Annotated in this window: 13 protein-coding genes and 3 pseudogenes; 12 read left to right on the plus strand and 4 right to left on the minus strand. The window is 70.2% G+C overall.

The window, feature by feature from the left end:
* Position 1 precedes the first annotated feature (1 nt).
* From ACZ4Z3_RS13995 to ACZ4Z3_RS14015, 5 genes and pseudogenes are all read left to right on the plus strand, one after another.
* Positions 2–190: pseudogene (locus ACZ4Z3_RS13995) on the plus strand (ATP-binding protein); the annotation flags it as partial.
* 167 nt (positions 191–357) lie between these two features.
* On the plus strand, positions 358–768 hold the full coding sequence (locus ACZ4Z3_RS14000; protein ID WP_468501176.1) for an ArsR/SmtB family transcription factor: 411 nt from the start codon (positions 358–360) through the stop codon (positions 766–768).
* Positions 769–1007: 239 nt separating this feature from the next.
* Positions 1008–1631, plus strand: coding sequence for a hypothetical protein (locus ACZ4Z3_RS14005; RefSeq protein ID WP_468501177.1), 624 nt, complete (start codon positions 1008–1010; stop codon positions 1629–1631).
* 165 nt (positions 1632–1796) lie between these two features.
* Positions 1797–2696 (plus strand): universal stress protein, encoded by a 900-nt coding sequence (locus ACZ4Z3_RS14010; protein ID WP_468501178.1) that lies wholly within the window; start codon positions 1797–1799, stop codon positions 2694–2696.
* Positions 2693–3128: pseudogene (locus ACZ4Z3_RS14015) on the plus strand (polyphosphate kinase 2 family protein); the annotation flags it as partial. The gene ACZ4Z3_RS14010 and the pseudogene ACZ4Z3_RS14015, both read left to right, overlap by 4 nt.
* Positions 3129–3522: 394 nt before the next feature.
* Here the strand turns inward: ACZ4Z3_RS14015 and ACZ4Z3_RS14020 are convergent.
* The 4 genes from ACZ4Z3_RS14020 to ACZ4Z3_RS14035 all read right to left on the minus strand — a co-directional run bounded on the left by ACZ4Z3_RS14020 (position 3523) and on the right by ACZ4Z3_RS14035 (position 8323).
* Positions 3523–3987, minus strand: coding sequence for a pyridoxamine 5'-phosphate oxidase family protein (locus ACZ4Z3_RS14020; protein WP_468501179.1), 465 nt, complete (start codon positions 3985–3987; stop codon positions 3523–3525).
* 271 nt (positions 3988–4258) lie between these two features.
* Positions 4259–6937, minus strand: a complete 2679-nt coding sequence (adhE, locus tag ACZ4Z3_RS14025; protein ID WP_468501180.1) for a bifunctional acetaldehyde-CoA/alcohol dehydrogenase — start codon at positions 6935–6937, stop codon at positions 4259–4261.
* Positions 6938–7153: 216 nt separating this feature from the next.
* On the minus strand, positions 7154–7846 hold the full coding sequence (locus ACZ4Z3_RS14030; protein ID WP_468501181.1) for a CBS domain-containing protein: 693 nt from the start codon (positions 7844–7846) through the stop codon (positions 7154–7156).
* An 81-nt stretch (positions 7847–7927) separates the two neighbouring features.
* A complete protein-coding gene (locus ACZ4Z3_RS14035; RefSeq protein ID WP_468501182.1) occupies positions 7928–8323 on the minus strand; it encodes a hypothetical protein in 396 nt (131 codons plus the stop codon).
* A 290-nt stretch (positions 8324–8613) separates the two neighbouring features.
* On the opposite strand from ACZ4Z3_RS14035, the gene ACZ4Z3_RS14040 reads away from it, so the two are divergent.
* The 7 genes and pseudogenes from ACZ4Z3_RS14040 to ACZ4Z3_RS14070 all read left to right on the plus strand — a co-directional run bounded on the left by ACZ4Z3_RS14040 (position 8614) and on the right by ACZ4Z3_RS14070 (position 15186).
* Positions 8614–9306: a response regulator gene (locus tag ACZ4Z3_RS14040; RefSeq protein ID WP_468501183.1), complete on the plus strand. Its 693-nt coding sequence runs from the start codon at positions 8614–8616 to the stop codon at positions 9304–9306.
* Between the two features lie 167 nt (positions 9307–9473).
* Positions 9474–10502, plus strand: coding sequence for a type I glyceraldehyde-3-phosphate dehydrogenase (gene gap, locus ACZ4Z3_RS14045; RefSeq protein ID WP_468501184.1), 1029 nt, complete (start codon positions 9474–9476; stop codon positions 10500–10502).
* An 87-nt stretch (positions 10503–10589) separates the two neighbouring features.
* Positions 10590–11601 (plus strand): annotated as a pseudogene (locus ACZ4Z3_RS14050) (2-hydroxyacid dehydrogenase).
* A 98-nt stretch (positions 11602–11699) separates the two neighbouring features.
* Positions 11700–12689 carry an Acg family FMN-binding oxidoreductase gene (locus ACZ4Z3_RS14055; RefSeq protein ID WP_468501185.1) on the plus strand — a complete coding sequence of 330 codons (990 nt, stop codon included), beginning with the start codon at positions 11700–11702 and terminating at the stop codon, positions 12687–12689.
* Between the two features lie 295 nt (positions 12690–12984).
* On the plus strand, positions 12985–14190 hold the full coding sequence (locus ACZ4Z3_RS14060; RefSeq protein WP_468501186.1) for a globin domain-containing protein: 1206 nt from the start codon (positions 12985–12987) through the stop codon (positions 14188–14190).
* A 324-nt stretch (positions 14191–14514) separates the two neighbouring features.
* The gene (locus ACZ4Z3_RS14065) at positions 14515–14751 is read left to right on the plus strand and encodes a hypothetical protein (RefSeq protein ID WP_468501187.1); all 237 of its coding nucleotides are present in this window, start codon (positions 14515–14517) and stop codon (positions 14749–14751) included.
* A gap of 18 nt (positions 14752–14769) precedes the next feature.
* Positions 14770–15186: a hemerythrin domain-containing protein gene (locus tag ACZ4Z3_RS14070; protein WP_468501188.1), complete on the plus strand. Its 417-nt coding sequence runs from the start codon at positions 14770–14772 to the stop codon at positions 15184–15186.
* Positions 15187–15258 lie beyond the last annotated feature (72 nt).

Below are 15258 nucleotides of genomic sequence, written 5' to 3' on the forward strand. Positions count from 1 at the left end.
TGCGGCAAGCGGGAGCCGCCTGGCCCTCGCCGTCCACGACCGCCACCCCTACCAGCCCCCGCTGCCACGAGCGGACACCAGCACCGGTGGCCTTGGCACGGTCATGGAGCTCACTCGGCAACACGGCGGCACCGCTGCCGTCCACGGTGACGCCGACGGCAAGCCCGTATGGATCAATCTGCCCCTGTGAAACCCATGGCCAACTGGGACGCCAACGATGTCGCGGCGGACAGCCACCCTCAAGAAGGAAGTTCCCCACCATGACCATCGAGTGGCGGTACGGCGTCGAGGAGAACCTGGGCATCCTCTCCGTCCGACCACCTCGGCCCGGAGGTGGTCCGCCGCTTCGGTGATCCCATGGGCGGGGTCCTCGCCCGGGATTCCGGACCCGTCGTCGCGGATCTCACGGAATTGCGCAGCTGGTCGGACGAGGGACAAGCGGCGATCATCGAGGCCGCCCACCACCTCGCCGCAGTGCTGACGAGCGGTGGACGTGAGCACGCGGTCGCGGAGATGCTGCCCGAGGTGGGCATCGAACCCGCCCATCTCTCCCAGCAACTGGCCGTGCTACGCCAGGCCAACCTCGTGGTCAGCCGGAAAGAGGGTTCGACCGTGTACTACTCGCTGACCAGCCCGCAGGTGGCCGAGTTGCTGAAGGTGGCACGGACCATCCTGTCCGGAGTACTGGCCGGGCAGGCCGAACTGCTCGCCGACCTGCAGGCCGCCCAGACTGAAGGGAAACCGCCGCCGCAGCGACGGCTTCCCTGACCGGCGGTCGCCTCTTGCTGCAGGGACAGCGCTCTGATGGACGGGAGGCGGCCGCCTTGATGTCCGGGACGGGCGCGTGGGCGAGTGCCCCGCACCGCAGGTCCCGGGAGGAGAGGGACGTTCGGACCGTCGTCCGGGCCCTGCAGCCCCTCCGTTATCCCCGCGGTAAGCGGGAGATTGAAGGTGCAACGAGAGACGTCAACACATCGCGCGTCGCTCCCTCGGAGGGGATGAACATCATGGCAGTCCACGACCACTCGCATCGCCCCGTCAGGTTCCGCTTCCCGTCGCTGCGCGGGACCGGGACGGCTCCCGCGCACGCCGGCACGACGACCGCGGCGGCGACCACCACCGGTACGTACGTCCTTGCCGGGCTGCGGCTGCTGACCGGGTTCGTCTTCCTGTGGGCGTTCCTGGACAAGACTTTCGGCTTCGGTTACGCCACGCAGTCCGGCAAGGGCTGGATCGATGGCGGATCGCCCACCAAGGGCTTCCTCGGCGGCGTTGCTGCCGGGCCGATGGAGTCGACCTTCCACGACTGGGCCGGGGCTGCCTGGGCGGACTGGCTGTTCATGCTCGGCCTGCTCGGCATCGGCCTCGCGCTCACCGCGGGTATCGCGCTGCGGCTCGCCGCCGTGGCGGGCACGGTGATGATGGCGCTGATGTGGATCGCCGAGTGGCCGCCGGCCCAGCACCTGTCCGACGGGTCGCCGAGCATGTCCACGAACCCGATCGTGGAGTACCACGTGATCTACGCCGTCGTCCTGATCATCCTTGCGGCGGCGGGCGCCGGCGCCACCTGGGGGCTCGGCAAGGCGTGGGCACGGCTGCCGATTGTCAGCCGCAACCGCTGGCTGCTGTGAACCCACAGCTCGATCGGGGCACCGCCGCTCAATCCGCGGCGGTGCCCCGATCGCGTGTGCCACCACCGGCAGGGGCCCATCGGCAGAACGCAGGGACGGGTCGGCCCTCTCGCCCGGGGTCAGGGGCGGCAAGAGTGAGATCACATCCCGAAGGAGGCCTCCCTCATGTCCCGAACCGTCGTCGTTGGCCTGGACGGCTCGCCCGAGAGCCTTGCTGCGGCTGATTGGGCCGCCCGTGAAGCCGTGCTCCGTGCGGCCGCACTACGTGTCGTGCACGCCGGAGAACAGCAGCCCCACGCCTATGTACCGTTCGCGGGCGAGGCCGTGCCACCGCCGGATGCCGACCTCTCCGCGCGCTTGCTGCGCGAGGTCACGGCAACCCTCGCGTACCGTCATCCGGGCCTGGAGATCACCGCTCACCAGATCGACGGGCAGCCGGCGAGGGCTCTGCCGGACGCCGCCCTGGAGGCCGAGCTGCTGGTGCTCGGGTCCCGGGGCCTGGGCCGGGCGGCCGGGTTCCTGCTCGGCTCCGTGGCGTCGGCCGCGGTGGCCAGGGCAGAGTCCCCGGTTGTCCTGGTGCGCGCTGATTCCGGTGGCGTTGCGGAGAACCTGCCGAGTGCAGCCGGGGCCACAGCTCGGACGGTGCCGCACGGCGACGTGGTGCTCGGCCTGGACCTGCACGACCCTCATGACGCCGTCATCGGTTTCGCCTTCGACGCCGCATCCCATCGTGCCGCCGTCCTGCGCGTCGTCCACGGCTGGAGCCCGGCTCCTTCAAAGAACCCTTGGAACGAATTGGTGGAGAGCGGACCGGTCACCGAGGCACAGCAGAGGCTGACCGACACACTGCGCCCATGGCGGGAGAAGTACCCAGATGTAGAGGTGACCGACGAGGCCGTGGTCGGCCAGGCGCACTCGCATCTGGCCGACGCCTCCCGGAACGCCTCGCTGGTCGTCGTCGGCCGCAAGAACCGCCGTGCATCACTCGGCCCGCACATCGGTCCGGTCACCCACGCGGTGCTCCACGACGCCGTCTCGCCCGTCGCGGTGGTCCCCCACGCCTGATCCGAACCGTGAGACTGACACGCACGTCGGGGCGAAGAGGTGACAGCGGATCGCTCGTCGTCTTCGAGGGCCGCGACACGGCGGGCAAGGGCGGCACCGTCAAGCGGGTCACCGACCACCTCAACCCTCGAATGGCGCGGATCGTGACGCTGCCCAAGCCGACCGAACGCGAACGCACCCAGTGATACTTCCAGCGGTACGTCGAGCACCTGCCGGCGGCAGGCGAGATCGTCCCGCTCGACCGCAGCCGGTACAACCGCGCCGGCGTTGAGCACGTCGGGGGCTTTTGCACCAAGGAGGAGTATGCGAGGTTCCTGCACCAGCGCCTCGGTGAGCGACGTCGTGCAGGAGCAGCGCTTCCGGACCCGGCTCAAGGACCCCACGCGCCGGTGGAAGCTCTCGCCGATGGACCTGGAGTCCATTACACGTTGGTTCTGCTGTCCAGTACGTGCCCGACCATGTCGCGTCCCTGACGAAAGGCGAGGCAAGCAGCGGGTGACATGGGTGACTGTGGCCGGCAACGAAGGGCCGAGCGGCGCGAGAGGGCAGGGACGATTGTCGTCCACGGGTGGGATTGGAAAGGCGCCCGGATGTCTGTGGAGCAGAGGCTTTTCCGCCCTGCCGCAGGCGGCCGACGTGTCACGGCCATGCGTTACATCTGGGAGGGGGTGGTCCGGTTTCCGGGTACGCGGACGCCGACAGCCCACCGATCACGCTGGTCCGGCGCGGGGGCGGGGACGTGTTCGGACGTCCCGCTTGCATGGACCCTTTATTACGCCCTGCAGGAGTCCGCGGAGCCCTGCACTGGATCGCTGATCCGTCGGGGTCAGGCGCTGATGGTCTCGTCCGCGGCGCTGAGCCGGATTCCCGTGACCAGGTCGGGGTGGATGCGGACCGCGTAGTCCATGGTCTGTTTCACCCAGGGATGAAGCAGTGCCTGGTAGCGGGTCAGTTCGTGGGGGTCGGTGATCAGGCGGGCGTAGCCGGTGACGACCACGCTCCAGCCGACGTGGGTGTCCGGGTCGATGGCGTCGGCCTCGTAGGCGACGACGACGCCTGAGCCGTTCGCATGGCGGGTGTGCGAGGTGATCGCCGAGCCTTCGTGGGTGCGGATGATGATGTCGCCGTCGTCGAGGATGTGGTTGACCGGCCGGATCGTGGGGAGCGCGCGCTGGGTGAAGACGATCCTGCCCAGGGAGACGCTGCCCAGGAGTCGCAGGGCCTCGGCGCTGTCGAGTTCCACGCTGTGCCGTGGACCGGTGGTGGAGGGCAGGGCGTTGTTGGTGGTCATGGTGGGTGTCCGTAGGGTTTCGTCGCTCACTGCGCGGGTGCTTCGGTAGGAGTGCCGTTGCCGTGACGCCGCTGGTCGCCGCGGTGTCGGCGGCCGCGGGGCCGGTACCGCATCTGCGTGTCCTTTCCAAGATCGGTGGCATGAGATCCGACGAGTTCTCGGGGTGGAGCCCGGTGGCCGGCGGGTCACGGGCGGGGGTGGATCAGACCATTTGAATGCGGGCAGTGAAGGGCGCGGTAGGGCCGAACGGCCCTACCGCGGCCCGCTCGGCCTATGCGCTGGGAGCGTCCCTCTTGCCGTAGTAGGCCGTGCGCATGAGTTCCTGCATGTCGTCGAGCATCGGCATCCGGGGATTGGCGGGTGCGCACTGGTCCTCGTAGGCGTTCAGGGCCTGCTGGGGCAGGGCGTCGAGGAACGCACGCTCGTCGACGGCGAGGGCGCGGAACGACGGCTCGATGCCCACGCTGTCGCGCAGGCGTTCCACGGCCGAGGCCAGCGACTCCACGCCCTCCTGAGGCGTGGCGGCGGGCAGGCCGAGGGTGCGGGCGATGTCCTGGAAGCGTTCGGGGGCGCGGTAGTGCTCGTACTTGGGCCAGCCGGTGAGCTTCGTGGGAACGGTGCCGTTGTAGCGGATGACGTGCGGCAGCAGGACCGCGTTGGTGCGGCCGTGTGCGATGTGGAACGTGGCGCCGAGGGTATGGGACATGGCGTGGACGATGCCGAGGAAGGCGTTGCCGAAGGCCATGCCCGCGATGGTGCCGGCGTTGTGCATCTTCTCCCGGGCCTGAGGATTTGCCGCGCCGTCGTTCACGGAGGCCGCGATGTTGTCGAAGATCAGGCGGATCGCGTGGAGCGCGAGGCCGTCGGTGAAGTCGTTGGCGTAGACGGACACGTACGCCTCGATGGCGTGGGTGAGGGCGTCGAAGCCGCTGTCGGCGGCGAGCGCGGGGGGCAGTTCGATGGTGAGCAGCGGGTCGACGATGGCCACGCTGGGGGTGAGCGCGTAGTCGGCGAGCGGGTACTTCTTGCCGGTGGCCGGGTCGGAGATGACGGCGAAGGGGGTGACCTCGGCGCCGGTTCCGGACGTGGTGGGCACGCACACCAGGCGGGCGAGCTTGCCCAGGACGGGGAAGCGGAAGGCGCGCTTGCGGATGTCGGAGAACTTGTGCCGCATGTCGGCGAAGTCGACGTCCTTGCCGTCGGCCTGCTGCTCGTACAGCAGCCACATCACCTTGGCCGCGTCCATGGGTGACCCGCCGCCGAGCGCGATGATCGTGTCGGGGCGGAAGTCGCCCATGAGGCGGGCGCCGCGGCGGACGGAGTCGATGCTGGGTTCGGGTTCGACGTTGTCGATGATCTGCACGGTGACCGGTTCGCGGCGCCGTTGCAGGATGCGGGTGACGCGGTCGACGAAGCCGAGGCGGGTCATGGTGGCGTCGGTGACGATCGTGACGCGGTGGATGTCGGGCATGGACTGCAGGTAGCGCAGGGCCTGCGGCTCGAAGTAGATCTTCGGCGGGACCTTGAACCACTGGAGGTTGTTGCGGCGGGTGGAGACCCGCTTGATGTTGAGCAGCTGGGCGGCGGAGACGTTGTTGGAGACCGAGGTGCTGCCCCAGGAGCCGCAGCCGAGTGTCAGCGACGGCAGCAGGCCGTTGTAGATGCCGCCGATGGCACCCTGCGAGGATGGCGAGTTGACGATGACCCGTACCGTCTTGATGCGGCGGCCGTACGCCTCGGCGAGCGCGGGGTCGTCGGTGTGGATGACGGCGCTGTGGCCCTGTCCGTGGAAGGCGACCATGTCGGCGGCGAGGTCGAAGCCCTGCTGTTCGGAACCGGCGCGCAGCACGGCGAGCACGGGGCAGAGCTTCTCGCGGGTCAGCGGCTCGTCCCGGCCGACCCGCTCGGCCTCGACCAGGATGAGCGAGGTGTCGGCAGGCACGGTGAACCCGGCCTGTTCCGCGATCCAGGCGGGGCTCTGCCCCACGGCCCCGGAGTTGACCTTGGGCTCGCAGCCGCTGCCGGCCGTCCTGACGGTCGGGAAGAGGAAGGCCTCCAGCTTCGCCTTTTCCTCGGCGGTCGCCAGGTGGGCGTGCAGGGTGCGGAACTCCGCAAGGGCGGCGTCGTAGATCTCGTCGTCGAGGATGACGGCCTGCTCGGAGGCGCAGATCATCCCGTTGTCGAACGACTTCGACAGCACCAGGTCGTTGACGGCCCGGCGCAGCTTCGCGCTCTTGTGCACGTAGGCGGGGACGTTGCCGGCGCCCACGCCGAGGGCGGGCTTTCCGGCCGAGTAAGCGGCCTTGACCATGGCATTGCCGCCGGTGGCGAGGATGAGGGAGATGCCGGGGTGGTGCATCAGGGTGCGCGTGGCCTCGATGGACGGGGTCTCGATCCACTGGATGCAGTGCTCGGGCGCACCGGCGGCGACGGCGGCGTCGCGCACGACGCGGGCCGCTTCGGCGCTGCACCGCTGGGCGGAAGGGTGGAAGGCGAAGACGACCGGGTTGCGGGTCTTCAGCGCCATCAGCGCCTTGAAGATCGTGGTGGAGGTCGGATTGGTGACCGGGGTGACCGCGGCTATCACGCCGACCGGTTCGGCGATCTCCACCAGGTCCTCGACGTCGTCACGGGCGATCACGCCGACGGTCTTCATGTGGCCCATGCTGTGCGTGACGTGCTCACACGCGAACATGTTCTTGGCCGCCTTGTCCTCGAACAGGCCGCGTCCGGTCTCCTCCACCGCGAGCCGTGCCAGCGCGGTGTGCTGGTCCAGAGCGGCGACCGAGGCCTTCTTGACAATGTGGTCGACCTGCTCCTGGTCGAGCTCCTCGTAGTCGGCGAGTGCCTTCAACCCGGCCGTCACCAGCCGGTCCACCGCGATGGTGGTGTCGGACGGAGCCTCGGTGAGAGGAGTCGTGATCGTGGTCCCGGCTTCCTGTCGGGTCATGGGAGTGCGCCTCCGGTACGTCGGTACCGCCGGAGGTGATCCGGCGGGGCGGTACGGGAGCGGCACCGTGAGGGATGCCGGTGCCGCTCCGATTCCACTCTCGTCCGCGGTGCGGCCCGGCCGCAGACGCCGTTGGTCCTTTCCTCTGCCCGTCCGGCCCGGTCGGGGAGGGCCGGACGGCCCCCCTCGGGCAACGGGACCTCACGCGGGCGGTCCCTAAACGGATTCGTCAATGGGGCGCGACTCGGCCGGGTGGCAGTCGTCGACGCTGTACGTCAGGCCGTTGACCACTCCGACGGCCCCCTCGACCCGCCAGGCCGATCGGATCGCCAGGGGGATGTCGCTCCGGCGTTCCAGACGTCCCTTCAGTGTGACCACGCCGTCCCGGACGAACACGGTGACCGCGTCGGAGGACAGGCCGAGGGCGCCGACCAGGACCTCGTCGATCACCTGCCGGCGGATCTCCTCGTCCGTGCGCAGGAAGACACGCAGAAGGTCGCGGCGGGTGGCGATGCCGATGAGGCGGTCCTCCTCGTCCACCACGGGAAGCCGCTCAATGTGATGACGCTCCATCATCCGTGCCGCCTCCGGGACCAGTTGCTCCGGATGCACCGTGACCGCAGGTGAGGACATCAGCTCGGCCGCGACGAGCCCCGGGGCCCCGCCCGCCGGGACGCGCACCGGACGACGCAGGCCCGGCAGGCGGATCCGCCGGTCGGCGCGGTCCGCCTGCCCGCGGACGAGGTCGGTCGCAGAGATCACCCCGACCACCTTGTCGTCCGCGTCAACGACGGGCAGTCCGCCGATCCGGTGCCGGTTCAGCAGCCGTACGAGGTCCTTGAACGTCGTCTGCCGATGTGCCTGGACGACCTCACGGGTCATCACCTCTCCGACGGTGTGGGTCTTCACGCCGCCCTCCTTCTCTCTCAGGGCCGCTGGACGGGCCGGGTGCGGGAGGGGGCTCCCCCTCCCGCACCCGGCTCGGGGTCCCTACTCCTGCCGTCCGTCCGCCGGGCCGCCGCGCCAGGGCGGCGGCGTGGCCGACTTGCGGGCCGCGTCCCCGCGGTGCACGACCTGCTCCACCTGGCCGCGCAGCCGGTCGTGCAGCCGGTCCGCGAGCTCGTGGGCGGTGGCCTCCTCCGCGTGGACGACCACGAGGTCGCGGCCCACACGGATCTCGGCCCCTGCCGTCCACGGGTGCCCGGCGTGGTGCGCCGCGGCCTTCGCGATCCGCACCTCGCCGCTGACGGGCGGCAGGCCCGGCCGGCCGAGGACCGCGTCGACCTTGGTGCGGACGTAGACGAGCGCCTGCTCGTCCACGTCGCCCGTGCCTCGGACCCGTACGGTGGTGGGGGTCTGCTGGGTGCCGGTGTCCCTGACGGTCATCTGTTCCACTCCTTGTGATCGTTCCGCGGCTCCAGCCTGAGGCGAGCCCCCGCCCTGGTCCCAGGGCCACTCGGCCCCGGAACCGGGACCGTGGGGCCCCGTCACCCGCTGCCGGCCGACGCCCCTGTTCCTCGACGGCGTCGACCGGCGGCGCGCCTACTCGGGGAAACAGGGGCCGACCGGCCCTGGGCATAGCGGCCCCGAACCGGGAAGGATCTCCAACGAGACGGCCCACCGCGTCCACGTGGACACCGGCGTGGAACGCGGCATACGCAGAACAGGAGCATTCGATGGCGGACGGCGAGCAGCCCGGCCCCGACAACCCGATCCGGGTCTTCCTGATGGACGACCACGAAGTGGTACGGCGCGGGGTGCACGACCTGCTGAACGACGAACCGGACATCACCGTGGTCGGCGAGGCCGCCACGGCGGAGCAGGCCCTTGTCCGCGTCCCCGCTCTGCGCCCGCAGGTCGCGGTCCTAGACGTGCGCCTGCCGGACGGCGACGGTGTCACGGTGTGCCGGGAGCTGCGTTCGCGCATGCCGGACCTGGCCTGCCTGATGCTGACCTCGTTCGACGACGAGGAGGCGCTGCTGGATTCGATCATGGCGGGCGCATCCGGTTACGTACTGAAGCAGATCCAGGGCTCCGACCTGGTGGCGGCCGTGCGCACGGTGGCCCGGGGCCAGTCGCTGCTGGACCCGAGTGCCACCACCAAGCTGATGGCCAGGCTGCGCGGCGGACAGCAGAAGGAGGAGGAGCCGGAGGCCCTGCCGGGTCTGACCGACCGGGAGCGGGAGATCCTGGCCCTGATCGGCGAGGGACTGACCAACCGCCAGATCGGTCAGCGCCTGTACCTGGCCGAGAAGACGGTGAAGAACCACATTTCCCGTCTGCTCGCCAAGCTCGGCGTGGAGCGGCGCATCCAGGCTGCCGTGATCGCTACCGAAGCCCGGGACCGGCTGAGGCAGGAAGGCCGCTGACGCGACGTGCGACGCGGCAGCCGACGCCGGGCAACGGCGAAGCCCGACTCGGGGCCGAAGGTCCCGCAGTCCGCCCCCGTCCGGCCCCTGCCCCTCCCGATCGTCCGCGCGCAGGCTGGGAACCCACCCCGGCACACCGCCGGGCATCGATCGGGAGGACGACGGACATGAGCGTGCGCGTCGGCATCAACGGCTTCGGCCGCATCGGCCGCAACTACCTGCGCTGCGTGCTGGAACGCGCGGAGCGTGGCACCGGCACACCGGTCGAGGTCGTGGCGGTCAACGACATCACCTCACCGGCCACGCTGGCGCACCTGCTGGCGTACGACTCGACGTATGGCCGCCTGCACCGCACCGTCGAACACGACGACGACTCACTGACCGTCGACGGACACCGCATCGCCGTCACCGCCGTACGCGACCCGGCCGCCCTGACCTGGGGCAGCCTTGGCGTGGACGTTGTCATCGAGTCCACCGGCCGCTTCCGCACCCGCGAACAGGCCGGCCTGCACCTGGAGGCCGGCGCGCGCAAGGTGCTGCTGTCCGTGCCAGGCAAGGGTGTCGACGCCACCGTGGTCATGGGCGTCAACGAGGGCACGTACGACCCGGAGAGGGACCACGTGGTCTCCAACGCCTCCTGCACCACCAACTGCGTGGCGCCGATGGTGAAGGTCCTCGACGAGTCCTTCGGTATCGACAAGGGGCTGATGACCACCATCCACGGCTACACCAACGACCAGGTCGTTCTCGACGGCCCGCACAAGGATCTGCGCCGCGGCCGCAGCGCCGCCGTGAACATCATCCCCACCAGCACTGGTGCTGCGCGTGCCGTCGGCCTCGTCCTGCCGGAACTGTCCGGCACCCTGGACGGCATCGCCGTACGGGTCCCCGTGGAGGACGGTTCGCTGACCGACCTGAGTGTGGTCCTCGACCGGGCCGTCACCGCGGAGGAGGTCAATGCGGCGTTCCGGGAGGCCGCCGATGGGCCACTGAAGGGCGTCCTGCGGGTTTCCGAGGCACCGATCGTCTCGCGCGACGTCGTCGGTGACCCCGCCTCCTGCGTCTTCGACGCCCCGCTGACCCAGGCGCACGGCGAGCTGGTGAAGGTCTTCGGCTGGTACGACAACGAGTGGGGCTACACCAACCGCCTCCTCGACCTCACCGAGTACGTCGCCGCTCGCCTTCCGCTGGGCTGACTGCGGCATCGGCGCGGGCCGTGGGCTTCACGAACCCACGGCCCCTAGGGTGGAGTGACGATCGCCTGGCCCTTGGGAGGAGCCCCCATGGAGATCGTCGCGTACGGCGTCCTCGCGGACGAGGAGGCCCTGCTGCGGCAAGCGTTCGACCGGGTCTCGCAGGCGTCATGAGCTGCGTTGTCTGGGGATGTTCCTGGACCGGGACGCCGCTGCTACCGCAGCGGGCCACGAGGTCGTGCTCAGCGGTGTCAATGACACCCTGGGCGCGCAGGTTCTGAGGGCTGTGGCGGAGGGCGGAACCCGGATGCTCGCTCAGCGGTCCACCGGCTACAACAACATCAACCTGTCCGCTGCCGAGAAAGTCGGGTTGACGGTGGCCCGGGTGTCGTACTACTCGCCCTATTCGGTCGCCGAGTTCGCGTGGGCGCTGGCGCTCGCGGTCAACCGCAGGATCGTACGAGCCGCGCATCGCACCATCGAGTTCGACTTCCGCCTCGACGGTCTGATGGGCCGCGACTTCCGCGGCCGTACGGCCGGAGTGGTCGGAACCGGCAAGATCGGCGCTGCGTTCGCCCGCATCACCCATGGCTTCGGGATGCGGCTGCTCGGCTGGGACATCACCGAGAACTCCGACTGCCTGGACCTCGGAATGGAGTACGTCCCGCGTGAGCGGCTGTTCGCCGAGTCCGACCTGGTCAGCCTGCGTGTGCCACTCCTGCCCGAGACCCATCACCTGGTGGACGCCGAGGTACTGGCACTGATGAGGGACGACGCGATCCTGGTCAACTCCAGCCGCGGCGGCCTGGTCGACACCGATGAGTTGCTGGCGACGTTGCGTGCGGGGCGGCTCAGTGGTGTCGGTCTGGACGTGTACGAGGAGGAGGCCGGGGTGGTCTTCCTCGACAAGTCCCTGGAGGCGATGACCGACGAACGACTCGCCCGGCTCATGACCTTCAACAACGTCCTGGTCACCTCCCACCAGGCGTACTTCACCCGTGACGCGGTCGGTCAGATCGCCGAGACGACCGTGGGCAACGTCGAGGACTACCTCGTCGGCCGGACCGGTGACAACACTCTCGTCCGTCCGCCTGGGGCCTGAGCACGCGTGCTTCGGCGAGGCGGGCCAGGCTCTTCCTTGGGACACTGGAAGCAGCCGCCCCGATACAGGCACTCGTCAGGTGAGGAGGTCGCACGGCCATGCCACAGCTGGACGCGAAAACGGTGACCACTCTGGTCGCTGAAGCCACAGCCGCCCCTTCCATGCACAACGCCCAGCCGTGGAGCTTCCGCTTTGTCACCGACGAGGGCGTGCTGCTGCTGCGCGCCGATCTCGAGCGGGCCATGCACCGCACCGACCCCGGCCACCGGGCCCTGCACATCGGGTGCGGGGCGGCACTGTTCAATCTGCGCGTCGCCGCCGCCCACGCCGGAATCACCGCGGAGGTACGGCTGCTCCCCGAGCCCGCGGATCCACTGCTGCTGGCCGCCGTACGCCTGGGCGCCTCCGCGACGCTGGAGCCGGACGGGGACGACCTCGCCCGGTTGCACCCTGCGATCGGACAGCGCCACACCAGCCGCTATCCCTTCGAGGAGAAGGACATCCCGGAGGACGTACGGGCCGCACTGCAGGCAGCGGCGGCTCGGGAGGGCGCCGAGCTGCTCTTCCCGGGGGCCTGGCACATCGAGTCCCTGCTGGAACTGGTGCGCGACGCGGAGAGCCGCGACGCTCTGGATCCCAGCGGGATGGAGGACTTGCGCCGCTGGACCCGGCTCGGGCCGGAGGCGGACGTCGCCACCGACGGCGTCCCCGAGTACGCTTTCGGGCCGCGTCGGCGGGACGGCAAGGCGCCCCTCCGTGACTTCGCCGGGCGGCGGCCGGTGGCCGACCGCGGCACCACCGCGTTCGAGCAGCACCCGCACCTCGCGCTGCTCAGCACACGGGGCGACGCGCTTGCCGACTGGCTGGTCGCCGGCCAGGCGCTGGAACGCGTCCTGCTCGAAGCCACCCTCGCCGGCCTCGCCACTTCCCTGACGTCCCACCCCCTTGAGACACCCGATCTGCGCTTGCTGGCCCGCGATCCGGTGTCGGGCAGGGGCCACGTCCAGATGGTGCTGCGCGTCGGTTACGGACCTCAGGGCCCTGCCACACCCCGCCGCCCCGTCCGGGAAGTCCTCGACATCGCATAGATCCCCGGGCGGCCCGGCCGCGTGTGCGCAGGGGGTGTTTGCCCTCCGCCGCGCCGGGGACCCGCGCACGACCGGGCTCGCAACCGGGATGGGCGGGCAGGCCGATAGGGCCGTCCGGCCCCGATTCGCTCCACATTGCCGGGCCCAAGGACCTGACCTGCAGAGCCGTTGGGCCTCGATCGAGCCGAGGAGGCCGACAAGGGGACCGATCGGCGGATAAATGGATTGCAGTTGTGATGTGTGAGCCGCGTGCCCGCGCACGTCTGCACTTCAGTCTGCGTTTCTGAGGAGACCCATGCTTTCGCCCGAGTCCGCCGCTGTCGTCCGTGCCACCCTGCCCGCCGTGGGCGGGGCCCTGGACGAGATCACGACGCGCTTCTATCAGACCATGTTCAGCGAGCACCCCGAGCTCCTGGACGGCATGTTCAACCGCGGCAACCAGGCCAGCGGCGAACAGCGGAAGGCGCTGGCCGGGTCCATCGCGGCCTTCGCCCAGGCGCTGCTCTCCGACCCCGACGCCCGCCCGGACGCCCTGCTGTCCCGGATCGCCCACAAGCACGCCGCGCTCGGGGTCACCGAGGACCAGTACACGGTCGTCCACAAATACCTGTTCCGCGCCATAGGCGACGTACTCGGCGACGCGGTCACCCCCGAGGTCGCCGCCGCCTGGGACGAGGTGTACTGGTTGATGGCCGGCGCCCTCATCGCCCAGGAGGCCCGCCTGTACCTGGAGGCACAGGTCGACCCGCGGCACCCCTGGCGGCAGTGGACCGTGGTCGAGCGGCGCGAGGAGACCCCCGACGCCGTGTCCTTCCTGCTGCGGCCGGCTGACGACGCCCCCCTGCCGCCCGCCCGCGCCGGACAGTACGTCAGCGTCCGCGTCCGCATGCCCGACGGCGTGCACCAGACCCGCCAGTACAGCCTGTCGAACGCGCCCGGTGACAAGCTGCGGCGCATCACGGTCAAGCGGGTCGCGAGCGTGGCCGACGCCCCCGAGGGCGAGGTGTCCAACCGGCTGCACCGCACCGTCCGGCCCGGCGAGGAGCTCACCCTGTCAGCACCGTTCGGCGACGTGGTCCTCGACGACGCCGACATGCCGCTGCTGCTGGTCTCGGCGGGCATCGGCTGCACCCCGATGGTCGGCATGCTGGAGCACCTCGCGGCCACCGGCAGCGACCGTCCGGTCCAGGTGCTGCACGCCGATCGCTCCCCGGTCGACCATGCCCTGCGCACCGACATACACCGACTGCTCGGTGAACTGCCGGTCGCCCGGGCCCAGTTCTGGTACGAGCAGGACGCCACCGACGAACCCGGCGCCCGCACCGGCCAGATGGACCTCAGTGACCTGAACCTCGCGGAGAACGCGGACGTCTACCTGTGCGGCTCGGTGCCCTTCATGCGCGCCGTGCGCTCGCAGCTGCTGCGCGTCGGCGTCCCCGCCCGGCACATCCGCTACGAGGTCTTCGGGCCCGACCTCTGGCTGGCCCACGCGGAGGGCTGAGCACCAGCAACCGGCCCCCCACCGCCGATGACATCGATGGTGTGGGGGCCGGTGCCGTGTCATGCCGCAGCGGAGGCCTCCGGCGCGGCGAGCATGTTCAGCAGCATGATGGTGGGCTCCGTGGCACGGACCGAGTGCGGCAGCCGCGCCGGCATCCCGGAAGGCGCATCCGATCGGCCCTCACAGCAGGCCACTCCAGTAGGTCCAGAAGCGAGTGAGGACGAGCAGCGCGATCACGCCGTACCAGCCGACGAGGAGCATCCAGTGGCTCTCCAGCACCAGGTTCAGCGTGCCGCGGCCGCTACGGGGTACGGGAATGACGTCGTGCTTGAGGTTGCGCAGCGTTACAAGGTCGGCTCGGTCACCGGTATCGTCGGCGCCGCGGGCGGCCTGGGCGGGTTCGTACCGCCCCTGGTGATGGGCTCGCTGTACGGCGCCTACGGCAGTTACGCGATCGGACTGATCCTGCTGGGCGTGGTCGCGGCGCTGGCGCTGGCCTTCACGGGCACGGGCGTTCGGCACGTGCTCACCCGCCGGTCGCCCGCCGTCCACTCGCACTGACCGGGAACGGAGCCTGACATGTGCGAGTACTGCGGATGCCAATCCCTCACGCCGACCGACGAGTTGACCCGCGAGCATGACACGGTTGTCAACCTCATCAGCCACGTGCGCGACGCTCACCGCGACGGCAGGGTCACGCGCATGGCGGAACTGGCCCGGGAGATCGCCGCCGTGCTCGGTCCGCACACCCAGGTGGAGGAAGGCGGCCTGTTTCCCGCGATGGCCGCCGAGTTCCCCGAGAAGATCGCCGCGCTGGAGGCCGAGCACCGCCGCATCGAAGCCGTGCTGGCAGAAGCGGACGGACCATTCCTGGCCGACCCCACCTGGCCGGAGCGCCTCATCAAGACACTCGGCCTGCTGCGCGAGCGCATCCTCAGGGAGCAGGACGGGGTCTTCCCCGCCGCACTGGCCGTACTCGACCCCGAGCAGTGTTGAAGCCGTCGAGGCGGTACGCGCCCGCGAACGGCAGCCGCCTACCGGCGATGTCGCCCTGACCTGATGCCACGA

The organism is Streptomyces sp. NPDC030296 (assembly GCF_055572815.1).